Origin of the sequence: Micromonospora sp. NBC_00860 (assembly GCF_045207375.1) — a bacterium.
Classification (GTDB): Bacteria; Actinomycetota; Actinomycetes; order Mycobacteriales; family Micromonosporaceae; genus Micromonospora; species Micromonospora vinacea.
Genome location: NZ_CP108825.1, coordinates 369,387 through 393,435, shown reverse-complemented (window position 1 = coordinate 393,435; position 24,049 = coordinate 369,387). Strand labels below are relative to the sequence as shown.

At 72.7% G+C, this 24,049-nt stretch carries 21 protein-coding genes; 13 read left to right on the top strand and 8 right to left on the bottom strand.

Annotated elements, in window-relative coordinates; genetic code table 11:
* The first annotated feature begins 20 nt into the window (after positions 1-20).
* Complete coding sequence (locus OH804_RS01925; protein ID WP_196918984.1) at positions 21-1,019, top strand: aldo/keto reductase family protein; 999 nt, start codon at positions 21-23, stop codon at positions 1,017-1,019.
* Positions 1,020-1,082: 63 nt separating this feature from the next.
* On the opposite strand, the gene OH804_RS01920 is transcribed toward OH804_RS01925, so the two are convergent.
* Together OH804_RS01920 and OH804_RS01915 are read right to left on the bottom strand one after the other, a co-directional pair.
* Positions 1,083-1,880, bottom strand: a complete 798-nt coding sequence (locus OH804_RS01920; protein WP_196918985.1) for a site-2 protease family protein — start codon at positions 1,878-1,880, stop codon at positions 1,083-1,085.
* Positions 1,880-2,080 carry a hypothetical protein gene (locus tag OH804_RS01915; RefSeq protein ID WP_196918986.1) on the bottom strand — a complete coding sequence of 67 codons (201 nt, stop codon included), beginning with the start codon at positions 2,078-2,080 and terminating at the stop codon, positions 1,880-1,882. The genes OH804_RS01920 and OH804_RS01915 overlap by 1 nt, the downstream gene beginning before the upstream one ends.
* Positions 2,081-2,225: 145 nt before the next feature.
* Here OH804_RS01915 and OH804_RS01910 point away from each other — a divergent pair, with 145 nt between their 5' ends.
* The 4 genes from OH804_RS01910 (at position 2,226) to OH804_RS01895 (ending at position 8,157) form a co-directional block, all read left to right on the top strand.
* Positions 2,226-4,022 (top strand): protein kinase domain-containing protein, encoded by a 1,797-nt coding sequence (locus tag OH804_RS01910; RefSeq protein WP_406062371.1) that lies wholly within the window; start codon positions 2,226-2,228, stop codon positions 4,020-4,022.
* A 59-nt stretch (positions 4,023-4,081) separates the two neighbouring features.
* Entirely contained in the window at positions 4,082-6,031 is a 1,950-nt protein-coding gene (locus OH804_RS01905) for a bifunctional adenosylcobinamide kinase/adenosylcobinamide-phosphate guanylyltransferase (RefSeq protein ID WP_406062369.1), read from the top strand.
* Positions 6,021-6,794 carry an adenosylcobinamide-GDP ribazoletransferase gene (locus OH804_RS01900; RefSeq protein WP_406062367.1) on the top strand — a complete coding sequence of 258 codons (774 nt, stop codon included), beginning with the start codon at positions 6,021-6,023 and terminating at the stop codon, positions 6,792-6,794. The genes OH804_RS01905 and OH804_RS01900 overlap by 11 nt, the downstream gene beginning before the upstream one ends.
* Before the next feature lie 67 nt (positions 6,795-6,861).
* Positions 6,862-8,157, top strand: a complete 1,296-nt coding sequence (locus tag OH804_RS01895; protein WP_406062365.1) for a DUF2314 domain-containing protein — start codon at positions 6,862-6,864, stop codon at positions 8,155-8,157.
* A gap of 140 nt (positions 8,158-8,297) precedes the next feature.
* Here OH804_RS01895 and gcvT read toward each other — a convergent pair whose 3' ends face one another.
* Positions 8,298-9,428, bottom strand: a complete 1,131-nt coding sequence (gcvT, locus tag OH804_RS01890; RefSeq protein ID WP_406062363.1) for a glycine cleavage system aminomethyltransferase GcvT — start codon at positions 9,426-9,428, stop codon at positions 8,298-8,300.
* A 162-nt stretch (positions 9,429-9,590) separates the two neighbouring features.
* Here gcvT and OH804_RS01885 point away from each other — a divergent pair, with 162 nt between their 5' ends.
* Positions 9,591-11,165 carry a leucyl aminopeptidase gene (locus tag OH804_RS01885; RefSeq protein WP_196918992.1) on the top strand — a complete coding sequence of 525 codons (1,575 nt, stop codon included), beginning with the start codon at positions 9,591-9,593 and terminating at the stop codon, positions 11,163-11,165.
* A 48-nt stretch (positions 11,166-11,213) separates the two neighbouring features.
* Here the strand turns inward: OH804_RS01885 and OH804_RS01880 are convergent, their stop codons facing one another.
* Positions 11,214-11,543, bottom strand: a complete 330-nt coding sequence (locus tag OH804_RS01880) for a hypothetical protein (RefSeq protein WP_196918993.1) — start codon at positions 11,541-11,543, stop codon at positions 11,214-11,216.
* 178 nt (positions 11,544-11,721) lie between these two features.
* Between OH804_RS01880 and lpdA the strand changes: the two genes are divergently transcribed.
* Positions 11,722-13,113, top strand: a complete 1,392-nt coding sequence (lpdA, locus tag OH804_RS01875; RefSeq protein ID WP_196918994.1) for a dihydrolipoyl dehydrogenase — start codon at positions 11,722-11,724, stop codon at positions 13,111-13,113.
* 66 nt (positions 13,114-13,179) lie between these two features.
* A complete protein-coding gene (gene sucB / locus OH804_RS01870) occupies positions 13,180-15,012 on the top strand; it encodes a 2-oxoglutarate dehydrogenase, E2 component, dihydrolipoamide succinyltransferase (protein ID WP_196918995.1) in 1,833 nt (610 codons plus the stop codon).
* Positions 15,013-15,077: 65 nt separating this feature from the next.
* On the opposite strand, the gene OH804_RS01865 is transcribed toward sucB, so the two are convergent.
* Positions 15,078-16,013 (bottom strand): SDR family NAD(P)-dependent oxidoreductase, encoded by a 936-nt coding sequence (locus OH804_RS01865; protein WP_196918996.1) that lies wholly within the window; start codon positions 16,011-16,013, stop codon positions 15,078-15,080.
* A gap of 153 nt (positions 16,014-16,166) precedes the next feature.
* Here OH804_RS01865 and OH804_RS01860 point away from each other — a divergent pair, with 153 nt between their 5' ends.
* Together OH804_RS01860 and OH804_RS01855 are read left to right on the top strand one after the other, a co-directional pair.
* The gene (locus OH804_RS01860) at positions 16,167-17,504 is read left to right on the top strand and encodes a low temperature requirement protein A (protein ID WP_406062358.1); all 1,338 of its coding nucleotides are present in this window, start codon (positions 16,167-16,169) and stop codon (positions 17,502-17,504) included.
* Between the two features lie 112 nt (positions 17,505-17,616).
* On the top strand, positions 17,617-18,099 hold the full coding sequence (locus OH804_RS01855) for a hemerythrin domain-containing protein (RefSeq protein ID WP_406062356.1): 483 nt from the start codon (positions 17,617-17,619) through the stop codon (positions 18,097-18,099).
* Here OH804_RS01855 and OH804_RS01850 read toward each other — a convergent pair.
* Positions 18,096-18,491: a MerR family transcriptional regulator gene (locus tag OH804_RS01850; RefSeq protein ID WP_406062354.1), complete on the bottom strand. Its 396-nt coding sequence runs from the start codon at positions 18,489-18,491 to the stop codon at positions 18,096-18,098. The two genes, OH804_RS01855 and OH804_RS01850, sit on opposite strands and share 4 nt — an antisense overlap.
* Positions 18,492-18,547: 56 nt before the next feature.
* Between OH804_RS01850 and OH804_RS01845 the strand changes: the two genes are divergently transcribed.
* Positions 18,548-19,546: an aldo/keto reductase gene (locus OH804_RS01845; protein ID WP_406062352.1), complete on the top strand. Its 999-nt coding sequence runs from the start codon at positions 18,548-18,550 to the stop codon at positions 19,544-19,546.
* Positions 19,547-19,576: 30 nt separating this feature from the next.
* On the opposite strand, the gene OH804_RS01840 is transcribed toward OH804_RS01845, so the two are convergent.
* Positions 19,577-20,428, bottom strand: coding sequence for an NAD(P)H-binding protein (locus OH804_RS01840; protein WP_406062350.1), 852 nt, complete (start codon positions 20,426-20,428; stop codon positions 19,577-19,579).
* Between the two features lie 322 nt (positions 20,429-20,750).
* Between OH804_RS01840 and OH804_RS01835 the strand changes: the two genes are divergently transcribed.
* Together OH804_RS01835 and OH804_RS01830 are read left to right on the top strand one after the other, a co-directional pair.
* The gene (locus OH804_RS01835; protein ID WP_196919002.1) at positions 20,751-21,650 is read left to right on the top strand and encodes a TIGR01777 family oxidoreductase; all 900 of its coding nucleotides are present in this window, start codon (positions 20,751-20,753) and stop codon (positions 21,648-21,650) included.
* A gap of 74 nt (positions 21,651-21,724) precedes the next feature.
* The gene (locus OH804_RS01830; protein ID WP_406062348.1) at positions 21,725-22,639 is read left to right on the top strand and encodes an LLM class flavin-dependent oxidoreductase; all 915 of its coding nucleotides are present in this window, start codon (positions 21,725-21,727) and stop codon (positions 22,637-22,639) included.
* A gap of 25 nt (positions 22,640-22,664) precedes the next feature.
* Here OH804_RS01830 and OH804_RS01825 read toward each other — a convergent pair whose 3' ends face one another.
* The gene (locus tag OH804_RS01825; protein ID WP_406062346.1) at positions 22,665-23,888 is read right to left on the bottom strand and encodes a PHB depolymerase family esterase; all 1,224 of its coding nucleotides are present in this window, start codon (positions 23,886-23,888) and stop codon (positions 22,665-22,667) included.
* Positions 23,889-24,049: the final 161 nt, after the last annotated feature.

Genomic DNA, 24,049 nt, shown 5'->3' with positions numbered 1-24,049 from the left:
ACTAGAGCTAGGGTCGGTACATGGAATTCCGACACCTGGGCCGTTCCGGCCTGATGGTCAGCGAGATCTCGTACGGCAACTGGATCACCCACGGGTCGCAGGTCGAGGAGGACGCCGCGTTCGCCTGCGTCCGGGCCGCACTCGACGCGGGGATCACGACCTTCGACACCGCCGACGTGTACGCCGGCACCCGAGCCGAGGACGTGCTCGGCCGGGCGCTGGAGAACGAGCGCCGGGAGGGCCTGGAGATCTTCACCAAGGTCTACTGGCCGACCGGGCCGGGCCGCAACGACCGTGGCCTGTCCCGCAAGCACATCATGGAGTCGATCAACGGCTCGCTGCGCCGGCTGCGTACCGACTACGTGGACCTCTACCAGGCCCACCGGTACGACTACAGCACGCCGCTGGAGGAGACGATGGAGGCGTTCGCCGACGTCGTGCACTCCGGCAAGGCGCACTACATCGGGGTCTCCGAGTGGACCGCCGAGCAGCTGCGCGCCGCGCACCCGCTCGCCCGGGAGCTGCACATCCCGCTGGTGTCCAACCAGCCGCAGTACTCGATGCTGTGGCGGGTCATCGAGAGCGAGGTCGTGCCGGCCAGCGAGGAGCTGGGCATCGGGCAGATCGTCTGGTCGCCGATGGCGCAGGGCGTGCTCTCCGGCAAGTACCTGCCGGGGCAGCCGCCGCCGGCCGGTTCCCGCGCCACCGACGAGAAGTCCGGCGCGGGCTTCATCTCCCGGTTCATGAACGACGACGTGCTGACCCGGGTGCAGCAGCTCAAGCCCATCGCCGAGCAGGCCGGGCTGAGCATGGCCCAGCTCGCCGTGGCGTGGGTCCTGCAGAACCCGAACGTCTCCTCGGCGATCATCGGCGCGTCCCGCCCCGAGCAGGTGCACGACAACGTGAAGGCGGCCGGGGTGAAGCTCGACGCCGACCTGCTCAAGGCGATCGACGACATCGTCGGGCCGGTCACCGAGCGGGACCCGGCAAAGACCGAGTCACCCGCGCAGCGTCCCTGACACGGGTCCGGCCCGGCCGGCGTGGGTGTTGCACGCCGACCGGGCCGGTCGGCCCAGCTCAGGTCAGCTCTGCCAGAAGCGGATCAGCTCCAGGCCGGTGGCGTAGAGCCACGACGGCAGACCGAGCAGGTCACCGACCGCGAAGACCGCGTCGAAGAACCACCCACCGATGCGCGGGTTCCACAGCAACGCGAAGAGCAGGATGAAGCCGTACGGCGCGAACAGGTCGTACATCTTGCGCCACTGCGGGTTGAGCCACGGCTGGATCATGTTGCCGCCGTCCAGGCCAGGCACCGGCAGAAGATTCAGCACACTGGCGGTGAGCTGGAGGAAGGCGAGCAGCGCCACCCCGGCCCAGAACTCCACCGGACCACCCGACTGGGCGCCGAGCCGCACCACCGCCACCAGCACCAACGTGAACAGCACGTTGGTCGCCGGGCCGGCGAGGCTGACCAGGGTGTGCCGCAGTCGGCCCGGAATGGCGTGCCGGTCCACCCAGACCGCGCCACCCGGCAGGCCGATGCCGCCGAGCAGCACCACCACCACCGGCAGCACGATCGACAGCAGCGGGTGGGTGTACTTGAACGGGTTGAGCGTCAGGTAGCCGCGGTGGGCGATGTCCCGGTCGCCGGCCCGGTAGGCCACCACCGCGTGGGCGTACTCGTGCAGGCAGAGCGACACCAGCCAGCCGGACACCACGAAGAGGAACACGTTGAACCGGACGCTGCCGTACCCGTTCCAGGTCAACACCCCGCTGACCGCGAAGAGCGCGACCAGGCCGAGGAAGACCGGGCTGGGCCGGAACGCCGCCCTGGGTACGCCGAGGACCAGCCCGTCACCGCCCGGGCGGTCGTAGGCCATCACTCGGCCGTGGGCAGCAGGCTCATCCGGTACTCCACCCGGTCGTCCTCCACGAGCGCGACCGAGGTGACGCCGGACGCCGCGAGCTCCCGCCAGGTCTGACCGATCCAGGATTCGGCGTCGGCCTGGCTGCTGAACGACTCCGCCGGTCCCTCGACCGTCTGGCCGTCCGTGCCCTCGTACCGCCAGCTCCACGCCATGCCGCGTCTCCCCTCGCCGCTGAAGTCCCCGTGGGACGAACCCTCGCCAGCGTAGTCGGCCCGGCGCGCAACGGCCGCTCGCTCGCCCCGGCCGGGACCCACGGGGTGGATCAAACCGATTGACGCCGGCCGGTACGGTGGCTCGGTGTTAACGCGGGGAGTACTGCTCGGCGACCGGTACCGGCTGGGCGAGCGGGTGGCGACGGGCGGGATGGGCGCGGTCTGGCGCGGCACGGACGTGCTGCTGGAACGCGAGGTCGCGGTAAAGGTGCTGTTGCCGTCGCTGGTCGCCGATCCGGAGTTCACCGCCCGGTTCCGGGGCGAGGCGCGGATGCTGGCCGCGCTGCGGCATCCCGGCGTGGTCCCGGTGCACGACGTGGGGCAGGCCGCGCTCGACGACGGCAGCCAGGTCGACTACCTGGTGATGGAGTACGTCGAGGGCGAGCCGTTGTCCGCCCGGGTGCGCGCGGTGGGACGGCTGGATCCGGCCACCACCATGTCGGTGCTGGCCCAGGCCGCCGACGCGCTGCACACCGCCCACCTCGCCGGCATCGTGCACCGCGACGTGAAGCCGGGCAACCTGCTGGTCAAGGCCGACGGCACCGTGGTGCTCGTCGACTTCGGCATCGCCCGGTCCCGCGACATGGCCGGGCTCACCGCCGCGAACATGGTGCTCGGCACCGCCTCGTACATGTCCCCCGAGCAGGCCACCGGGCAGCCGGTCTCGGCCGCCACCGACATCTACGCGCTCGGCGCGGTGGCGTACTTCTGCCTTGCCGGGCAGCCGCCCTTCCACGGTGACAACCCCCTCGCGGTGGCGCTCCGCCACGCTCAGGAGGACCCGGCCGCGCTGCCGGCGGACACCCCACCGGCGGTCGCCGCCGTGGTGGCCCGCGCGCTGGCCAAGCGTCCGGAGGACCGGTTCGGCAGCGCCGCTGAGTTGGCCGCTGCCGCCGCCGACGCCCGCGACGCGACACTGGCCAGCATCCCGGTCTCCGCCCGCCCTCCGTGGGCGCTGGCCGCTCCGACCCCGTCCGCCGTCCCGGCCCCCGCCGTTCCCGTCGGCCCGGCTCCCGTGCCGCCGGCCGGCCTGACTCCCACGCCGCCGGTCGGGGCGGCGCCGCCCGCCGGGCCGGTGTCGGCAGGGCCCGCCGCGCCGCGCCCACCGGCGAGCGGCACTGCCGAACCGACGACCGGGCCGAAGCCGACCCGGGAGGACGCGCTCCCGGGCGGGCCGGCGGGCCGGCGCCGTCCACTGCTGCTCGGGGCCGGCGCGGTCGTCCTCGTCGCGCTGGTCGTCGCGGTGGCCGTGGTGGCGCTGCGACCCGAAGCCAACCAGGGTTCGGCCCAGCCGCCCGCGCTGGCCGGCGAGTCGGTGGCGGCCGCCGACGGATCACTACCACCCGCAGACGCGACCACCACCGGGCCCCGGCCCACCACGACGCCGGGCGCCAGCCGCACCGCGACGGCCGACCCGACCGGCTCCGCCGCCGTCGACGCGACGGCCAGCAGCGACCCCGCCCGCACCACGACGCCGGGCGGCACACCGACCGGTACGGCCAGCAGCCGACCGACGCCCAGCCGCACCCCGTCCAGCCGGCCCAACCCGTACACGGCCGCCCAGGCGTGCGGCAGCGGCTACCAGGTGATCGACTCGGCGACGCTGACCGGCGGCGACGGGCAGCGCAAGGGCCGGGTCTACCTGCTGTACCACGCGGGCACCGGCACCAACTGCGTGGTCACCCTCAAGGACACCGCGGTCGGCACGAAGTCGGCGGCCTCGGCGTACCTGGAGGTGCAGGGGCGGACACGCAGCACCGACAGCGGGTCCTTCGACTACTACGCCGGACCGGTGCGGGCCACCGCCGCCGGGACGTGCGTCAAGTGGGGCGGCTCCACCGGTGGGGTCAGTTACGGCAGCGCGTTCGAACACTGCGACTGAACGGCCGGGAGCACCGGGCCGGCAGGCACCGCAACCCCGGGCGGCCTTAAGGTACGGGCATGTCCGTAGACGGGTGGAACACGGTCCTGGTGCTCGGCGGTATCCGGTCCGGCAAGTCCGAGTTCGCCGAGTCCCTGGTCACCGACGCTCCGGTGGTCCGCTACGTCGCCACCGCGCCCGAGGGCGACCCGGAGGACACCGAGTGGGCGACCCGGCTGGCGGCGCACCGCGCCCGGCGGCCGGGCAGCTGGACCACCGAGGAGACCACCGAGGATCCGCGCCGGCTGGCCGACGTGCTCGAGTCCGCCGAGCCCAACGAGACGTTGCTCGTCGACGACCTGGGCGGCTGGGTGACGGTGCTGCTCGATCCGGACCACCAACCCGCCGACGACGTGGCGACCATCGCCGAGCTGGCCGAGGCGATCCGCGGGTGCGCCGCCCGGGTGGTGCTGGTGAGCCCCGAGGTGGGGCTGTCGCTGGTGCCGACCACCCCGCTGGGCCGGGCCTTCACCGACGCGCTGGGCGCGGCCAACCGTGCGGTCGCCGACGCCTGCGACGCGGTGGTGCTGGTCGTCGCCGGTCAGCCGGTCTGGCTCAAGCCGGTCGCCACCGCGACCGAGTCGACCGCCACCACCACCGTGACCGCGCCGGCCGCCACTGCGACCGCGCCGACGGCCGCCGCCACCGCCCCGGTCGTGGCGAGCCTGGCCGACACCGAGCCGACCCCCGAGGTGCAGCTGCCCGACGTGCTGACCCACACCCCGCCGGCCGCCCCGACCCCGGAGCCGGGCAACGCGTGGGCCGCGCCGACCATGGCGCTGCCGATGGTGTCCACCGGGCTGGTCATCCAGCCCGGCATGGAGCTGCCGATGCCCGACGAGTACGCGGGCCCGCAGGCGGTGGACCGGCTGGCCACGCTTGACGTACCGGGTGCCGGGCTGGGCGTGCTGGACCGGGTGGTGGGCTTCGCCGCCGCCACCCAGGGCACCTCGATCCCCGCCGCCTGGGGCTCGGTGCGGGTGCTGCTGCTGCACGGCGACCACGCCGGCGGGGCGTCGGCCGGCACCGTCGCTGGTGAGTCGGCGCGCCGCGCCGCGCAGGCCCGCGCCGGCCGGGGCGCGTTGGCACGGCTGGCCGCCGAGAGCGGCGCCAGTCTCCAGGTGGTGGACACGCCGGCCGCCGCGCCGATCGAGGACCAGCCGGCCCTCACGCCCGAGCAGGTGGAGTCCGCGCTGCGCTACGGCTGGCGGTTGGCCGAGCAGGCCGCCGACGCCGGCGTACAGCTGCTGGTGCTCGGGGCGTGCGGAGCCGGCACCGAGGCGGCGGCCGCGGCGGTGCTCGCGGCGACCGCCGGTGCGGAGCCACCCGCCGTGCTGGGCCGGGTGATCACCGAATCCGGCGAGATCGACGACGCGGCGTGGATGATCCGCTGCGCGGCGGTCCGCGACGCGCTGCACCGCACCCGACGCTCGTCGCGCGGCGCCAAGGACATCCTCGCCGAGCTGGGCGGCGGCGACGTGGCAGTGGCCACGGGCGTGCTGCTCGGCGCGACCGCCCGCCGGGTGCCGGTGCTGCTCGACGGGCCGGTCGGCCTGGCCGCCGGCATGGTGAGCCGTGACCTGGCCGGGCAGGCCCGGCACTGGTGCCTGCTGGCCGACCACGGCGGGCACCCGGCCGTGCGGCTCGCCGCCGACGTGCTGGGCCTCACCCCGCTGCTCGACCTGCGGCTGGATCTCGGCGAGGGCGCGAACGCGCTGGTCGCGCTGCCGCTGCTGCGCTCGGTGCTGGCGCTGTCCGCCGCGCTGCCGGTGCACCCGTCGCTGGCCGGCACTGACGACACCGATCCGGCCGCCGACGAGTCGGAGTCCACCGACCCGAGCTACGCCGACCCGGATCTCACCGAGCCCGACTCCACCGAGCCCGACTTCGTCGAGCCGGAGCCGGCCGGTCCGGGCCCGGCCAGCACCGAGGTCGACGAACAGCCGGCGTCGGGCTGGCGTGCCGGCTGAGCCACGGCTCCTCGCGGGAGCCCGGCTGGCGGTCACCACGTTCACCACGCTGCCGGTGCGGGCCGGGCGCATCGACCGCCCGGTCGCCGGCACGGCGATGGCCCTCGCCTCGGTGGTCGGCGCGCTGCTCGGCGTCCTGCTGGCCGGTGTGCTGCTGCTGGCCGGGGCGCTCGCTCCCCCGCTGGTGGCGGCCGGTGTGACAGTCGGCGTCGCCGCGCTGCTCACCCGAGGGCTGCACCTGGACGGGCTGGCCGACACCGTGGACGCGCTCGGCTCGTACCGGCGGGGCGCGGCCGCCCTGGAGATCATGAAGAAGCCGGACGTCGGCCCGTTCGGGGTGGTCGCCCTGGTGGTCGTACTCCTGGTGCAGGCGGCGGCGCTCGCCGACCTCGCCGGTCGGTCCTGGCCGGGGTGCCTCGCGGCGGTGGTCGCGGCGACCGCGGCCGGGCGGTTCGGTGTCACTGTGGCCTGCCGGCGGGGAGTGCCGGCGGCCCGGCCCGACGGGTTGGGCGCGTTGGTGGCCGGCACTGTCGGCCCGGTGGCACTGGCCGCCGGCGCGGTCGTCGTCGTGCTGCTGGCGGTGCCCGCGGTGCCGGGCCGTCCATGGCAGGGGCCGCTGGCCGTCGTCGCCGCGATCGCCGTCGCACTACCGCTGCTCACACACGTGGTACGCCGGCTCGGAGGGATCACCGGCGACGTCCTCGGGGCGACCGTCGAGGTGGTCACCACGCTGGTCTACCTGGGTCTGGTGCTGTCCGGCTGAACCGGGTACGGCGGGCCGGGTAGCGTTCGGCTCGACAACACCGGCGCTGCCACCGGGGGATCCCACAATGCTCATCACGGACGACTTCCTGCCCGTACCGGTGCCGGAGTCGCTCAGCGCGACCTACCTGGTGCCGATGGCGGGGCTACCGAAGGTCAGTGCGAAGACCGCCGTGGCGGCCCTGACCGGCCGGCTGGCCGAGCCGGTGCACGGGCTGGCCCGGCAGATGCTCGACAGCCCGCTGATGAGCGTCGACACCCGGCCTATCTCCGAGTTCCCCGAGCTGCCACCGGATCTGCTCACCGCGTTCGGTGCCACCACGGAGCAGCTGGCCCGGCTGGCGGCGGCGACGCACCTGGTGGTCGTACAGGCCGAGTACCGGCCCGGCTGGCCGCCCGCGCACGAGTGGGCCGCCCGGGCGGTCGCGGCCGCCGTGGCGGAATCCGTCGACAGCGACGTGGTGGACGTCTTCGGCCTCCAGTTCCTCGACCCGGCGACCGCGCTGCGCTCCCTCCCCGATGAGCAGGGCCGCATCCGACTCGTCGACTGGGTGCTGGTGCCGTACTCGTCGGACACCGAGGGCCTGTGGTTCACCACCAAGGGGCTACGCCGCTTCGGCCTGCTGGAGTTGCAGACCCAGGGGGTGCCCGACCACCTCACCCGCGCCTGGGGTGCGGTGATGACCGGGGCGGCCCGCCGACTGTTGCGGGACTGGACCGACGGGCTCACCGGCGAGGAGGTGCCGGCGTTCGTGCAACTGCCGGTGCTGGCCACTGTCACCGGGCACGACATCGCTGTGGCGTACGGCAACCCGGAGCAGCACGGCGCCACCGCCCCGGTGCTGCTCCGCCTCGAACTGGACCCGGCGACCGACCCGGAGGCCGACTCGTTCCTCAGCCTCCGCCCGCCAGCCGGGCATCCCGGCCCGGACGGGCGCTACTACGCCGCCGCCTGCGCGACACTGTTCTCCGGGATCCAGCCGGACGTGCGCTACGCCCGCTCCGGTGACGCGATGAGCCGTGCGGTCGCCACCGCCCGGGCCGCGCTGGACAACGCGCGGGCCCGGTTCGTCGCCGGTCAACTCCCCACCGAGTCGCAGCTGGTGGTGAAGTACGGCCTGCCCGGGGACGACGGCCCGGAGTATGTCTGGGCGGGCGTCACCTCGTGGGAGACCCCGGAGCGCATCGTGGGTGTGAGCGCCAGTGACGCCAACACCGACGAGAGCGTCCGCATCGGCGCCCCCGTGGTCGTGGAGGCCTCCGACGTCGTCGACTGGGCCGTCCTGGACGCGACAGGCGTCATAGAAGGCGGCTGGACCCAGGCAGTCCTCGACTCCGGCGAACCCCCAACCCCCTCCAGCTAACCCCCCCACCCCCCACCCCCCAACCCCACCCCCAGCCCAGGTTGATCATGGGGTTAGCGGGGGATTTGATCTCCCAACGCCCCGCCAACCTCATGATCAACGCCGGGAAGGGCCGGGGTGGGGTGGGGGTGGGGGTGGGGTTACTTCACTGAGGGGGTTACGAAGGGGGGCTTCGTCAGCTTCAGGGGGGCTCTGCGGCCTCGGATGTCGATCTCGACCTCGTCGCCGTCGGTCAGGTTGGCGTCGGTGTCCAGCAGGGCCAGCGCGATGCCCTGCTTGCGGGTCGGGGAGAAGGTGCCGCTGGTCACGGTGCCGACCTGGGTGTCGCCCACGTGCAGTGTCATGCCGGGGCGAGGAATGGCCCGGTCGACGGCCACCAGGCCGCGCAGCGTACGCCGGGGGCCGGCGGCCTTCTCGGCGAGCAGCGCGTCGCGGCCCCAGAAGGCCGGCTTGTCCCAGCCGACCGCCCAGCCGGAGCGGGCCTGCACCGGGCTGATGTCCAGGGAGAGGTCCTGCCCGTGCAGCGGGTAACCCATCTCGGTACGCAGCGTGTCCCGGGCGGCCAGCCCGCAGGCGCGCAGCTCGAACGCCGCACCGGCGGCGAAGAGCGCATCCCAGACGGCGACCGCGTGCTCCGCCGGCACCACCAGCTCGTAGCCCAGCTCGCCGGTGTAACCGGTACGGCAGACGGTCAGCTCCACCCCGGCCAGGCTCGCGGCGGAGAAGCTCATGTAGCCGTGTTCGGTGGGCAGGTCCAGGGCAGCCAGCAACTCGGCCGAGCGGGGGCCCTGCACGGCCAGCACCGCGTACGCCTCGTGCTCGTCGGTGACTGTCACCTGCTCGGGCGCGGCGGCGCGCAACCGGCGCACCACCTCGGCGGTGTTCGCCGCGTTCGGGATGAGGAAGACGTGGTCGTCGGCGTAGAGGTAGGCGATGATGTCGTCCACCACGCCGCCGGTGGCGTCGTCGCAGCAGAGCGTGTACTGCGCCCGGCCCGGGCCGATCCGGCCCAGGTCGTTGCTGAGGCAGGAGTTGACGAAGTCGGCCGCGCCGGGGCCGCTCACCCGGGCCTTGCCCAGGTGTGACACGTCGAAGACCCCGACCGCCGTACGCACCGCGGTGTGCTCCTTGAGCACTCCGCCGCCGGCGTACTCCAGCGGCATCTCCCAGCCCCCGAAGGGGGCGAACTTGGCTCCGGCGGCGAGGTGCCGCTCGTGCAGCGGGGAACGGCGCAGCCGGGTCGCGGCGGCGTCGGAGGTCACGTCGGTCATGGGTGGCAACTTACCGGGGGCAACGTCGCTGGTTAGCATCGGCGGGAGCCCGCTGGCGCTGTCGGCGGGACAGCCATGACGTCCGGCGGGTAGGTTCCGCCGGAGACCTTCACCGCTGGTACGCGACGCCGCGACCGGCCCGGCCCGCCCGGAGTAGCTTCAGTGACTTCACCCCGCACCACCAATCTGAGCCTGGTCGACACCGACCCGGCCGAGCTCGCCGTCGACGCGATCGTGATCGGCGTGCACAGCCAGACCGGAGAGCAGGGCGCCACCAGCGGCCTCGCCGGCACCCTGCTGCTCGCCAGCGGCGCGGAGAGCATCGCGGCCGCGTTCGACGGCAAGCTGACCGAGACCCTCGCGCTGCTCGGCGCGACCGGTGGGCCGGGTGAGGTCATCAAGCTGGCCACGCTGGGCACCGTGACCGCCCCGCTGGTCACCGCGGTCGGGCTCGGCCCGGAGCCGTCGGGTGCGGCCCCGGCCCCGGAGACGCTGCGCCGGGCTGCCGGTGCGGCGATCCGGGCCCTGGCCGGCGCACCCCGGGTCGCGTTGGCGCTGCCGCTGCCGGACGACGCGGACGCGTCGGCCGAGCTGCGCGCGGTCGCCGAGGGCGCGCTGCTGGGTGGGTACCGGTTCGCCGGCTACAAGACCCGGCCCCAGCCGACCCGGCGCGAGCCGGTGGCCGAGGTGCTCATCGCGGTGCCGGACGCCGGTGACGCGGGCGCCCAGGCGGAGATCGCCCGGGCGCAGGCGGTGGCGGGCGCGGTCCGGCTCAGCCGGGACTGGGTGAACACCGCGCCGAACGAGCTGCGTCCGCCGTCGTTCGCCGACGCGGTCGCCAGCGCGGCGCGCGAGGCGGGTCTCGGCGTCGAGGTGCTGGACGAGGCGGCGCTGGCCGACGGCGGCTACGGCGGCATCGTCGCTGTGGGGCAGGGCTCGGAGGCCCCGCCGCGGCTGGTGAAGCTGACCTACACCCCGGAGGGTGGCGGCAACGGCAAGCGGGTCGCGCTGGTCGGCAAGGGCATCACCTTCGACACCGGCGGCATCTCGATCAAGCCGGCGCAGGGCATGTGGGAGATGAAGTCCGACATGGCGGGCGCCGCCGCTGTGGGCGCGGCCATGCTGGCGATCGCCGCCCTGAAGCCGACGGTGGCGGTCAGCGCGTACCTGCCGATGGCGGAGAACATGCCGTCGGGCACCAGCTACCGGCCGGGTGACGTGATCACCATGTTCAACGGCAAGCGGGTCGAGGTGCTCAACACCGACGCCGAGGGCCGGATGATCCTGGGTGACGCCATCGCCCGCGCCTGCGCGGACGGCACCGACTACCTGTTCGAGACCTCCACCCTGACCGGCGGGCAGGTCATCGCGCTGGGCAAGCGGATGGCCGGCGTGATGGGCACCCCGGAGCTGTGCGACCGGGTGAAGGTGGTCGGCGACGCCGTGGGCGAGCCGGCCTGGCCGATGCCGCTGCCCGACGACGTCCGTAAGGGCATGGAGTCGGATGTGGCGGACATCTCGCAGGTCAACGCCGGCATGGACCGGGCCGGTCACATGCTGCAGGGCGGGGTGTTCCTGCGCGAGTTCGTGACCGACGACGTGGCGTGGGCGCACATCGACATCGCCGGGCCGGGTTACCACCCGGGCGAGCCGTTCGGCTACTGGACCAAGGGCGGCACCGGCGTTCCGGTCCGCACGCTGGTGCAGCTCGTCGAGGACGTCGCCGCCAACGGCTGACGAACACGCGAAAGGGGCCCCCTGCGCAGGGGGCCCCTTTCGCGTGTCTCAGTACCGCTCGGGGCGGCGTTTGCGGCGCTCGTTGAAGTCGCGCATCCGCTGCGGGTAGCCCATCAGCCGGACGTCGTACACCGGGATACCCATCCGGTACGCGAAGCGCCGGGCCCCGTCCGGGCCGTCGATGCGGCGGCGGGTCCACTCCCCGTCGTCGGCGATCAGGATGACGGTGGTCTCCGTCACGGTCGTCCGGGGCTCGATGAACGCCTCGACGCCGCGCCGGCTCCGGATGAAGTTCTCCAGATGGTCCAGATCGCCACGATCGGCGGCACGGTCACGGCTCGGCACAGCCGTCTGTTTGCGGCGCCGGAACAACCCCACCGGATCTCTCCCCCACCGTGCGTCATCGACAACGGTGCCAAGGGTACGTGTCGATGACGTGTCGTTGGGCACCTCAGTACGCACCCTGTGCTCAGTGGTGACAAGATGACCGAGGTGGGGTGTGTCCGTGTTACATCCCCGTGACCCCCGATGCAGCGACGCGACCTGGGAGTTGGACGTGAGCGAGCCGAACGAAGCGACCTTCGACATTGTCATTCTCGGAGGTGGCAGCGGCGGCTACGCGACCGCGCTGCGCGCCGCCCAGCTCGACCTCAAGGTCGCACTGGTCGAGAAGGGCAAGCTCGGGGGCACCTGCCTGCACAACGGCTGCATCCCGACGAAGGCGCTGCTGCACGCGGCCGAGATCGCCGACCAGGCCCGGGAGTCGGAGCAGTTCGGCGTGAAGGCCGAGCTGATCGGCATCGACATGGCCGGGGTCAACTCGTACAAGGACGGTGTGATCTCCCGCCTGTACAAGGGCCTGCAGGGCCTGGTGGGCGGCTCGAAGAACATCACCGTCGTCGAGGGCGCCGGCAAGCTGGTCGGCAAGAACGTGGTCGAGGTGGACGGCAAGCGTTACACCGGCCGCAACATCGTCCTGGCCTCCGGCTCGTACGCGAAGAGCCTGCCCGGCCTGGAGGTCGACGGCGAGCGGATCATCACCAGCGACCACGCCCTCACGATGGACCGGGTGCCGTCGTCGGTGATCGTGCTCGGTGGCGGCGTGATCGGCGTCGAGTTCGCCAGCGTGTGGAAGTCCTTCGGGGTGGACGTGACGATCGTCGAGGCGCTGCCCCGACTGGTCGCCGCCGAGGACGAGGAGTCGTCGAAGGCGCTGGAGCGGGCGTTCCGCAAGCGGAAGATCAACTTCAAGGTCGGCAAGCCGTTCGAGAAGGTCGAGAAGACCGAGAACGGCGTCAAGCTGACCATCCAGGGCGGCGAGACCGTCGAGGCCGAGCTGCTGCTGGTCGCCGTCGGTCGCGGCCCGAACACCGCCAACCTCGGGTACGAGGAGCAGGGCGTCAAGATGGACCGCGGCTACGTGCTGACCGACGAGCGGCTGCGCACCAACGTGCCGAACGTCTACGCCGTCGGCGACATCGTGCCCGGCCTCCAGCTCGCGCACCGGGGCTTCCAGCAGGGCATCTTCGTGGCCGAGGAGATCGCCGGGCAGACCCCCGCCGTGATCGACGAGGTCGGCATCCCGCGCGTCACCTACTGCGACCCGGAGCTGGCGTCGGTGGGTCTCACCGAGGCGAAGGCCAAGGAGCAGTACGGCGCCGACAAGGTCAAGACGTACAACTACAACCTGGGTGGCAACGGCAAGAGCCAGATCCTCAAGACCACCGGCTTCGTGAAGCTGGTCCGGGTCGAGGACGGTCCGGTGGTCGGCGTGCACATGATCGGCGCCCGGGTGGGTGAGCTGATCGGTGAGGCGCAGCTCATCTACAACTGGGAGGCGTACCCGGCCGAGGTCGCCCAGCTCGTGCACGCCCACCCGACCCAGAACGAGGCCCTGGGCGAGGCGCACCTGGCCCTCGCCGGCAAGCCGCTGCACTCGCACGCCTGATCATCCAAACCGCGGCGTCCGGCGACGGGCGAAGATCCCACCAGGGGAATGAAGGAGTCTCAGAAAATGCCGGTATCGGTCACCATGCCCCGGCTCGGCGAGAGCGTCACCGAGGGCACCGTCACTCGCTGGCTCAAGCAGGAGGGCGACACGGTCGAGGTTGACGAGCCCCTGCTCGAGGTCTCGACCGACAAGGTCGACACCGAGATCCCGTCGCCCGCTGCGGGCGTGCTGAGCCGGATCGTGGTCGGCGAGGACGAGACCGCCGAGGTCGGCAGCGAGCTGGCCGTCATCGCCGGTGAGGGCGAGTCGACCGGCGGTGGCGAGGCCGCCCCGCAGGAGCAGGCCCCGGCCGAGTCGGTCGAGCCGGCCGCAGAGCCGACGGCCGCCGCCGAGGGCACCGCCGACGAGGTGGCCCAGGACGAGGCCCCGGCCGAGGCGCCGGCTCCGGCCGCCGCCCCGTCGGGGGAGGGCACCGCGGTGAAGATGCCCGCCCTCGGCGAGAGCGTCACCGAGGGTACTGTCACCCGCTGGCTGAAGCAGGTCGGCGAGACCATCGAGGTCGACGAGCCGCTGCTCGAGGTCTCCACCGACAAGGTGGACACCGAGATCCCGTCGCCGGTCGCTGGCACGGTTCTGGAGATCAAGGTCGCCGAGGACGAGACCGCTGCGGTCGGTGCCGACCTGGCGATCATCGGCGTTGCCGGTGGGGCACCCACCCCGGCGCAGCCCGAGCCGAAGCCCGAGCCGAAGGCGGAGGCCAAGCCGGCGCCGAAGGCCGAGCCGGCGCCGAAGGTCGAGGAGCCGACCCCCGGCATGTCGTACAACGAGCCCGCCGCGGAGACCGAGAGCTCGGCGCAGCCGGCGAAGACCGAGCAGGCCGCGCAGCCCGCCGCGTCGACCTCGGCGCCGGCACGCCCGTCCGCCCCGGCGCCGGGCGCCGGCGAGGAGGCCGCTGGGTACGTGACCCCGCTGGTGCGCAAGCTGGCCAGTGAGCACGGCGTCGACCTCGCCGCGCTCAACGGCACCGGCGTGGGTGGTCGGATCCGCAAGCAGGACGTGCTGGAGGCCGCCGAGAAGGCGAAGGCCGCCAAGGCCGCTCCGGCTCCGGCGGCCGCTCCCGCCGCAGCCGCGCCCTCGGCCAAGCCGGCCGCGAAGCCGCAGCCGAGCACCAAGCGGGGCACCACGGAGAAGCTGCCGCGGATCCGGGCGACGATCGCCAAGCGGATGCAGCAGTCGCTGCACGAGACGGCGCAGCTGACCACTGTCGTCGAGGTCGACGTCACCAAGGTCGCCAAGATGCGGGTCCAGGCGAAGGACTCGTTCCAGGCCAAGCACGGCGTGAAGTTGTCCTTCCTGCCGTTCTTCGCCCTCGCCGCCGTCGAGGCGCTGCAGACCCACCCGATCATCCAGGCCAGCATGGACCTGGACGGCGGCACGATCACCTACCCGGCCGCCGAGCACCTCGGCATCGCCGTGGACACCGAGCGCGGGCTGCTCGTGCCGGTCATCCACAACGCCGGTGACCTCAACATGGGCGGCATCGCCAAGCGGATCGCCGACCTGGCCGAACGGACCCGGGCCAACAAGATCACCCCGGACGAGATGGCCGGTGCCACCTTCACGCTGACCAACACGGGCAGCCGGGGTGCGCTCTTCGACACCCCGATCGTGCCGTCGCCGCAGTCGGCGATGCTCGGCACGGGTGCCGTGGTGAAGCGTCCGGTCGTGGTCAACGACCCGGAGCTGGGCGAGGTCATCGCCGTCCGGTCGATGGTCTACCTGGCCATGTCCTACGACCACCGGCTGATCGACGGCGCCGACGCGGCCCGCTTCCTGACCGCGGTCAAGGAGCGGCTGGAGGCCGGCAACTTCGAGTCGGAGCTGGGCCTGGCCTGATCTACCGCAACGCCGAAAGGGCGCCCCGGTCGTCGTCGACCGGGGCGCCCTTTCGTCTGCGGTCGTCAGCCCTTGAGCAGCGCGGTCGAGACCTGCCAGAGCCGCTCGGCGGCCTCCGGGTCCAGCGCGTAGTCGGCGACGCCCGTCCGCCCGCCGGGCTGGGCGGGTGCGGCCTGCTGACAGTCCTCGAAGTAGCGCCCGCCCACGCCGTCCAGCAGCGGCGAGGCCGCTACCAGCACGGAGGTGGCGGCACCCTGCTCGACGGTCTTCCAGGCCGCCGCGTTACCCGCGCGCAGGCGATCCAGCTCCTCCTCGCTCACGTAGCGCTGAAGGTTGGTCCGGATCGCGCCGGGCATCAGCGAGTTGGTGAGAATGCCGTCGTCGGCCCAGCGCCGGGTCGCCTCCACGGCGAACAGCACGTTGGCCGTCTTGGACTGCCCGTACGCCTGCCACGGCTCGTACTCCCGTTTGTCGTACTGGATGTCCTCGAAGACCACCGGTGAGCGCAGGTGGGCGGCGGAGCTGACCGAGACGATCCTGGCCCCGTCGCTGGCCGCGAGTGCCGGGCGCAGCCCGTTGGCGAGTGCGAAATGCCCCAGGTGGTTGGTGGCGAACTGCAACTCCCAGCCCTGCGGGGTGCGGGACAGGGGTGCGGCCATGATGCCGGCGTTGTTGACCAGGATGTGCACCGGGCCGTCCCAGTTGGCCACGAAGTCGGCGACCGATCCCTGGTCGGCGAGGTCGAGCGGGGCGACCAGGACCCGGTCGTTGTCGGTGGTGCCGGTGATGTCGTTGGCGGCCTGCTGACCCGCGTCCGGGTTGCGGACGGCCAGGGTCACCTCCGCGCCGGCGCTGGCCAGGGCGCGGGCCGTCTCCACACCGATCCCGGAGGACCCGCCGGTGACGATCGCCCGTCGCCCGACGAGGTCCACGCCCCGGATCACGTCCATGGCTGTGGACTGATGGGCGAACGAAGTGGTGATCGGGTTGTTGGTCGTCATTGTCCATCCTTGTCCGGGGTGGGCGGACCGGCCGGCCCGCTGCGGGAGGCCGTGGGCCCCGGTGTTTCCCCGACCCGGCGGGAGGTAACGCCGGACTCCGTCGCCATCGCCGTTCGGGCCTCCGACCAGCCCCGACGCTGCCAGAGTGGGATCGTGGGCGGCTACCGGCGGGGTGGACAGCTGGGACCAGCCGTCCCGATCGCCCCCGGCGCCCGGGTGGACAAGTTCGAGGTCTTCTTCGACCTGGTCTTCGTCTTCTCGTTCTTCATCATCACCCGCGCCACCGCCGCGAACATCTCCGGCCGGCAACTGCTGCACGCCGGCCTGGTGCTCGCCGTGCTCTGGTGGATCTGGGTGGTGCACAGCCTGGTCGCCACCCGGGTCCGGCTCGGCGAGGGCTACGTCCCGGTGCTCATGGTGATCGCGATGGTCGCCCTGTTCGCGTTCGCGTTGGCGCTGCCGCAGGCGTTCAACGACCCCAAGGGGAGCGCCGCCGGCCCGATGCTGGTGGCCATCAGTTACGTCGTGGTCCGCGGCATCCACTGGATCCTCTATCAGCACGTGGTGCGGGACAGCCCGCAGGAGCGGCGACAACTGCGGCGCTTCGCCCCGGAGCTGGCGGTGAGCATCGTGCTGCTGCTGGCCGCCGCGCTCATCCCGCCGCAGATCACCGACCCCGACCGGGCCGCCCTGGTCCGCGACGGCCTGTGGATCGCCGTGGTGGTGGTGCAGTACGCCACCGGCTTCATCGTCGGGACCTGGGGCTGGGGGGTGACAAGCGCCGAGCACTGGACCGAGCGCTACGACCTCATCCTGATCATCGCGCTGGGCGAGTCAATCATTTCCACGGGGGTGGGCGGCAACCTGCTCGGCAAGCCTGTCACCTGGCCGGCGGTGGCCGCCGCCGCGCTCGGCATCGTGGTCACCGCCGCCCTCTGGTGGGCACACTTCGACTTCATCGGGCCGGCCGCCCGGATCGCCCTGCACGCGGCGGAGGGCGCCCCCCGGGTGGCGATGGCCCGCGACGCATACGCGTATCTCTACCTGCCGATGATCGCCGGGGTGATCCTCTTCTCGATCGGCAACGAGGAGGTCCTGCACAAGATCACCGACCCGGCGGGCGGGATCGCCGAGAAGGTCGAAGGGCCGGCCGTGCCGATGCTCTTCGGCGGGTTGATCTGCTATTTCGCCGTCAACCTGCTCTTCCAGTTACGCACCCTGCACACCGTCAGCTGGACCCGCGTCGGTGTCATCGTGGTGCTCACGGGGGCCCTCCCGATCGGCCAGCACCTGCCGGCGCTGGGCGCGCTCACCCTGGCGACCGTGATCTGCGTGGCGCTGGTGGCAGTGGAGGTGATGGTGATGGCGCAGTCCCGGCACGCCCTGCGGGCCGCCGTCTTCCAGGAGCGGACCACCCACGAGGCCCACGAGGCCGCCTGGCGGGCGCGCTGGCACGACGTCCGGGAGACCGACGAGCCGACCACGCCGTGACTCCGGCCTTCCCGGGTCTGGCGGCTGGTCCTAGACTTCCCCGCAGCGTCGCAGTGCACCCGGCCCGAAGGCCGCCGTGGGCATGGAGGCGCGGGGACAGCATGGGACGAACGTGCACCCAACCGGTTCACCGGCCGGCCGGCTCGCCGCCGTCGGCAATCAGATGATCGAGATCCACCTCTGGCTCAGCGCGGAACTGGCCCGACTACAGGCAAGCCTCGACACCCCGTCCCGGGACCTGCGGGCGCACTGCCTGACCTTCTGCGCCGCACTCGGCCGACACCACACCGGCGAGGACGCGGGCGCGTTCCAGTTGCTGGCCGAGGAGGCCCCCGAGCTGCGCCCGGTCATCCAAAACCTGATCACCGATCACGAGGTGGTGGCGGGGATCCTGGAACGGGTCGAGGCGCTGCTGGGCGGCGACGCTGCGGTGCCGGTCGCCCAGGTGCGCGCCGAGTTGGCCGGGTTGGCCGCCCTGCTGGAGTCGCACTTCCGGTACGAGGAGAAGCGACTGGTCGCCGCCCTGAACGCGCTGACCGGCCGACCCGGGACGACCGAGGAACTACTCGGCCTGACCGCGCCCGGTCCCCTCTAGGTGCCGTGCCCGGCCTCCGGGCCCGGGGCGGCAGCGGGCAGTCGCTCGTAGAAGCGGATCTTCTCCCGGAGATGGTCGTACTGGCGCTGGAGCAGATCCATCTGCTCCTCGACCCGCGTCGCGTGGTGTTGCAGCAGCTCACAGCGCTCGTCGGCGGTGTGTTCGCCCGCGCGGGCCAGTTGCGCGTAGCGGCGCATCTGCGCGATCGGCATCCCGGTGTCACGCAGGCACCGGAACAGCTCCAGCCAGCCGAGGTCGTCGTCGGTGAAGACCCGCTGCCCACCCGCGGTCCGTTCCACGTCCGCCAGCAGGCCGATTTTCTCGTAGTACCGCAGAGTGTCCAGGCTGAAGCCGCTGCGGCGGGCGGCCTCCGAGGGGGCGTAACCGCTCATGTCGCGAGATGGTAGTGCTTGACCTGGAGCGCGCTCCAGGTTGGAGGCTGGTGACCATGACGACGACACGGACGCTGGGACGCAGCGGCATCACGGTGAGCGCGATCGGAATGGGGTGCTGGGCCATCGGCGGCCCGCTCTGGGGTGAGGACGGGCAGCCGTTCGGCTGGGGTGATGTGGACGACGACGAGTCGATTCGGACCATCCACCGGGCGCTCGATCTCGGGGTGACCCTGTTCGACACCGCCAGCAACTACGGCGCCGGGCACAGCGAGCGGATCCTCGGTCAGGCCCTGGCCGGGCGGCGGGACAGCGTGGTGATCGCCACCAAGTTCGGCAACGTCAGCGAAGAGGCCGCCCGGCGGGCGCTGGGCACCGACGCCAGCCCGGCCTTCGCGGTACGCAGCCTGGAAGACTCGCTCCGCCGGCTCGGCACCGACCACGTCGACCTCTACCAACTGCACATCAACGCACTGCCGGTGCCCGCCGCGCTCGACCTGGTCGACACCCTGGAGGCCCTGGTCGACCAGGGCAAGATCCGGGCGTACGGGTGGAGCACCGACGACCCGTCCTCGGCGGAGGCGTTCGCCGCCGCCGGCCCGCACTGCGCCGCGATCCAGCATGACGAGTCGGTGCTGCGCGACAACGCGGCGGTGCTGGCGGTCTGCGACAAGCACGACCTGGCCAGCCTCAACCGTGGGCCGTTGGCGATGGGGCTGCTCACCGGGTCGACCCGGGCGGTCGGGGCCGACGATGTGCGCGGACGGGCACCGGAGTGGCTGGAGTGGTTCACCGACGGCCGTCCGACGCCACGCTGGGCGGCCCGGGTCGACCAGGTCCGCGCGGCGCTCACCGCCGACGGGCGCACCCTGGCCCAGGGCGCGCTCGGCTGGCTGCTGGCGCGCAGCCCCCGTACGGTGCCGATCCCCGGCCTGCGCACTGTGGCCCAGGCCGACGAGAACCTGGCCACCCTGGAGTTGGGCCCGCTGAGTGCGGAGTCGTACGCCGAGGTGGAGCGACTCCTCGCCGACCTCCGCCCGGCCCCCGCGGCCTGACCACCGGGCCGGTCCACGCCCCGGGTGCCGTCACCGGAAGTCGTCCGCGTGCTCGGCGGCCCACTGCCGGAACGTGCGCCCGGGGCGGCCGGTCACCTGCTCGACGTCCGGGGCGACCCAGGCGTTGCCGTCGAGATACCGGCCCATCTCCAGGAACCACTCGATCACCTCGGCCGGATAGGTGCCCTTCCAGTACTCCCGGGCCTGCTCCGGGGTCAGTTCGTCGAACCGCACCGGATGGCCGATCGCCTCGCCGATCATCCGGACCGCGTCCCGGCGGCGGACCGGCTCCGGCCCGGTCGGCTGGTACACCCGGCCGGCGTGGCAGTCCTCGGTGAGCGCGGCCATGATGACCGCGGCGATGTCCGCCTCGTGGACCAAGGCGCTGTTCCAGTCACCGAACGGCGCCCGCACCACCCCCTCGGCCCGGATGGCGTGCGCCCAGTCCCGGGTGTTCGCCATGAACTCGCCGGGAAACACGTGCGTCCACTCCAGACCCGAGTTCTCGACAGCCCGGTGCAGCGGCCGGTGCGGTGCCTCGAGCGGGTCGTCGTCGGCCCGGCTCGGGTCGTTGTGACCGAGGTGGGTGACCCGACGGACGCCGGCCTTCCGGGCCAGTTCCAGGATCTCCGGCCCGGTGGTCAGCGGTCCGTACCCATCCATCGCCACCAGGTGCATGCGCGTCACGCCGCGCAGCGCCGGCGCCAGCGTGTGGGGCCTGGCGAAGTCGCCGGCCGCCACCTCCACCCCGCTGGGCAGCGCGGCGGCCGCCGGCGACGCCGGATCGCGGCTCAGTGCGCGTACGTCGTGGCCGGCGGCCACCAGTTGCCGGACGAGGCTTCCTCCCACGGTTCCGGTCGCTCCAGTCACCAGGATCGGCATGGTTCCTCCTCACTGATTGCCCGACGGCGGGGCATGGTGAGCCGACCCCGCCAAACGGGAGCGCTCTCGGATGGCTCATGGTCAGCCAGATCGATGCGCGAAGCAATCGCGAACACCGCGTTCACGTTCGCTCTGACCTGTGGAAACGCGCCAACCACCGAAAGCGCGCGGTAGCCTTTCTCAGCCCCTGGGAGACCCGTTGACCTGCGTTTCTCCGCGCCGCATGGCGCCGCCCGCAGATTTCTTCGCCGGTCCGTCCCACAGCCGGTGACGTCGGCCGCCCCACGCATCCGTCGGCGGCGTTCTGGACGAAGATGGGGGTATGCGGATCCTTCTGGCCGGCGCGTCCGGCTTCCTCGGCACCCGGCTGGCCGACCGGCTCGCGGCGGACGGGCACCAGATCACCCGGCTGGTCCGTCGGTCGCCGCGCGACTCGCAGGAGCGGCGGTGGGACCCCGCCGCCGGGCACCTCGACCCGGCCGTGGTCGCCGAGGCCGACGCGGTCATCAACCTGGCCGGCGCGGGCGTCGGCGACAAGCGCTGGGACGACGACTACCGCCGGTTGATCCGCACCAGCCGGGTGGACAGCACCACCACGCTGGCGACCACCATCGCCGGGCTGCCCACCGCGGACCGACCCCGGGTGCTGCTCAACTCATCGGCCGTCGGCTGGTACGGCAACACGGGCGACCGGGCGGTCGAGGAGGACGCGCCGGCCGGCGAGGGCTTCCTGGCCGACGTCTGCCGGGTGTGGGAGGCCGCGACCCGGCCGGCCGAGGACGCCGGGGTACGCGTGGTCCGGCTGCGTACCGGTCTGCCGCTGCACCGTGAGGGCGGGCTGCTCAAGCCGCAACTGCTGCCGTTCAAGCTGGGCATCGCCGGCCGGCTGGGCAGCGGCCGGCAGTGGCTGCCGTGGATCTCGATGGCCGACTGGCTGGACGCGACCCGCTTCCTGCTCGACCACGACGAGGTCGCCGGCCCGGTGAACGTGGTGGGGCCGAACCCGGTGACGAACGCCGAGTTCACCCGGGAACTGGCCCGGCAGCTGCACCGCCCGGCGATCATCCCGATCCCCGCACTGGCGCTCAAGGTGGTCCTCGGCGGTTTCGCCCACGAGGCCCTCACCAGCACCCGCGTCCTCCCCGGCGTCCTCACCCGAGCCGCCTACCGCTACCAGCACCCCACCCTCCCCCAAGCCCTCCAAGCAGCCCTGACCCCCTGACCGGTGGTTCGGCCCTCGGCAGAATCGGCGGTCACCGGATCGTCGGTGAGCCGGCGTGGGCCGATGCTGGACCAATGGCGACCTTCTCCCTCCAGGCCACCCCGACCGACGCGGCGAGCTGGGCCGAGCTGGCCCGTCGGGCCGAGACCGCCGGCTTCGACGCCCTGCTCGCCGCCGACCACCCCGGGGACGTGACGTCACCGTTCGTGGCGCTGGCCGCCGCGGCCCCGGTCACCTCGACGATCGGGCTGGGCTCGTACGTGTCGAACCTCGGCGTACGGGAACCGATGCTGCTCGCGGCCGACGTGGCCACCCTCGATCTGATCTCCGGTGGACGGGCCCGGCTCGGTGTCGGTGCCGGTCACACCCCGGCGGAGTGGCGCGCGGTGGGCCGGGAACGCCCCGACGTGGCCGGGCGGGTCCGCCGTTGCGTGGCCGTCGCCGAGGCGGTCCGCGCCCTGCTCGACGGCGCCTCGGTCACCGTCGACTCGGCCGAGCTGACGATGCGCGAGGCGGTGCTGCGCGAACCCCGGCCGGTGCAGGAGCGGATCCCGCTGACGATGGGTACGGCGAACTCGACGCTGCTGCGCTGGGCCGGCGCGCACGCCGATGTGGTCGGGTTGACCGGCTTCGGGCGTACCCTCGCCGACGGCCACCAGCATGAGGCGCGCTGGCGGGCCGACCAGATCGAGGCGCAGCTGGCCTGTGTGGCCGCCGGCGCAGCCGGCCGGGCCGACCCGCCGGCGCTGGAGGCGCTGGTGCAGACGGTGGTGGTCACCGACGACGCGGAGGCTGCCGCCGCGGAACAGGCCCGGCGCAACGGCATGACGGTCGCCGAACTGCTGGCCACCCCGTTCGTGCTGATCGGCACGGTGGACGAGATCATCACGGCGGTCACCGAGCACGAACGGCGCTGGGGGGTGACCCGGTTCGTGGTCCGCGACGATGCGCTGGATCCGCTCACCCCAATCCTGGCCCGGCTGACCTGATCCCACGCCGGGGGTGGGGTGGGACTCAGCAGCCGATTACCCAGTGGTTGGGGGCGGTTTGCTTGAGGGCGCTGGTGTAGAAGGTGTTGTACAGGCCCATCCGCTGGTTGGAGCCGTTGGCGTAGGCGTAGCCGCCGGACTGGTACGCCCGACCGGCCGCCACGTGTGCGTAGTTGCTGGCCGTCACGCAGGTCGGCGGCGTGGTCGGGGTGGCCGTCGGGGTCGGCGTGGGGGTGGGGGTGGCCGTCGGGGTCGGGGTCGGGTTGGTGCCGCCGCCGTTCAGGCCGAAGAAGAGCGCGTCACGGTACGTCGAGCAGATGGTGTCCAGAAAGTACGCGCCAGCGGTGCCGCACTGCTCGGCCGCCGATCCCGGGTCGACCGGGGTGCCGTGGCCCATCCCGGAGATCCGGTAGAGGCGTACGTCGTCGTTGCCGTACACCTCCAGGCTGGTGTTGCCGGGCAGCGACGAGGTGCTGGTCGGGGTCTGCGACACGCCCCGCACGTTGGTCCACTGGTCACGGGACTCGGTGCCGTTGAGAGGCGTGACAGTGGTGTCCGAGGTGCCGTGCCAGATCGCCACCCGGGGGCGCGGGCCGGTGTAGCCGGAGTACGCACCACGGACCAGGTCGCCCCAGGCGGCCGGGGTCTTGTCCGCCCCCGGGTTCATGCAGCTGAACGCGTTGACCATGCTGGTGGCGCAGCGGTACGGAATCCCCGCGATGATCGATCCGGCGGCGAAGACGTCCGGGTAGGTGGCCAGCATGACCGCGCTCATCGCCCCACCGGCGGACAGCCCGCTGACGTAGACCCGGGAGCCGTTCACCGCGAAGTTGGCCTTGGCGTGGTCGACCATCTGCTTGATCGACAGCGCCTCGCCCTGACCGCGGGTGGTGTCGCCCGCCTCGAAGAAGTTGAAGCAGGAGTTGGCGTTGTTGCCGGACGGCTGCTGGGCGACGATCAGGGCGAACTTCCACTGGTCGGCGTACTTCTGCCAGCCGGAGTTGGCGAAGTAGCCGGAGGCGTTCTGGGTGCAGCCGTGCAGCAGGACGACGGCCGGGGAGTTGGCCGGCAGGCCGTCCGGCCGGTAGGCGTACATGGCGAGGTTTCCGGGGTTGGAGCCGAACCCGGTGACCTGGGTGAGGGTGGCGGCCTGGGCGGGTGCGGCGACGGCGACCACGCCCGCTACGGCGAGGGCGAGCCCGGCGACCGCACCGAGCAGCCGGGTGAGGGTGGACGAGGAGCGGCGCACGGCGGCCTCCTGAGGGGCGGACTGTGAACTGGGTCACTGTCGAGTTGCCGTGACGTTACGACGATGTGTCGCCGCTATGACATGGGGCACACTCACACATTCACGACGGACGCTGTGTACGCCGAACCGTCGACGTGGCGGGTGGAATCCGTCCCCAACGG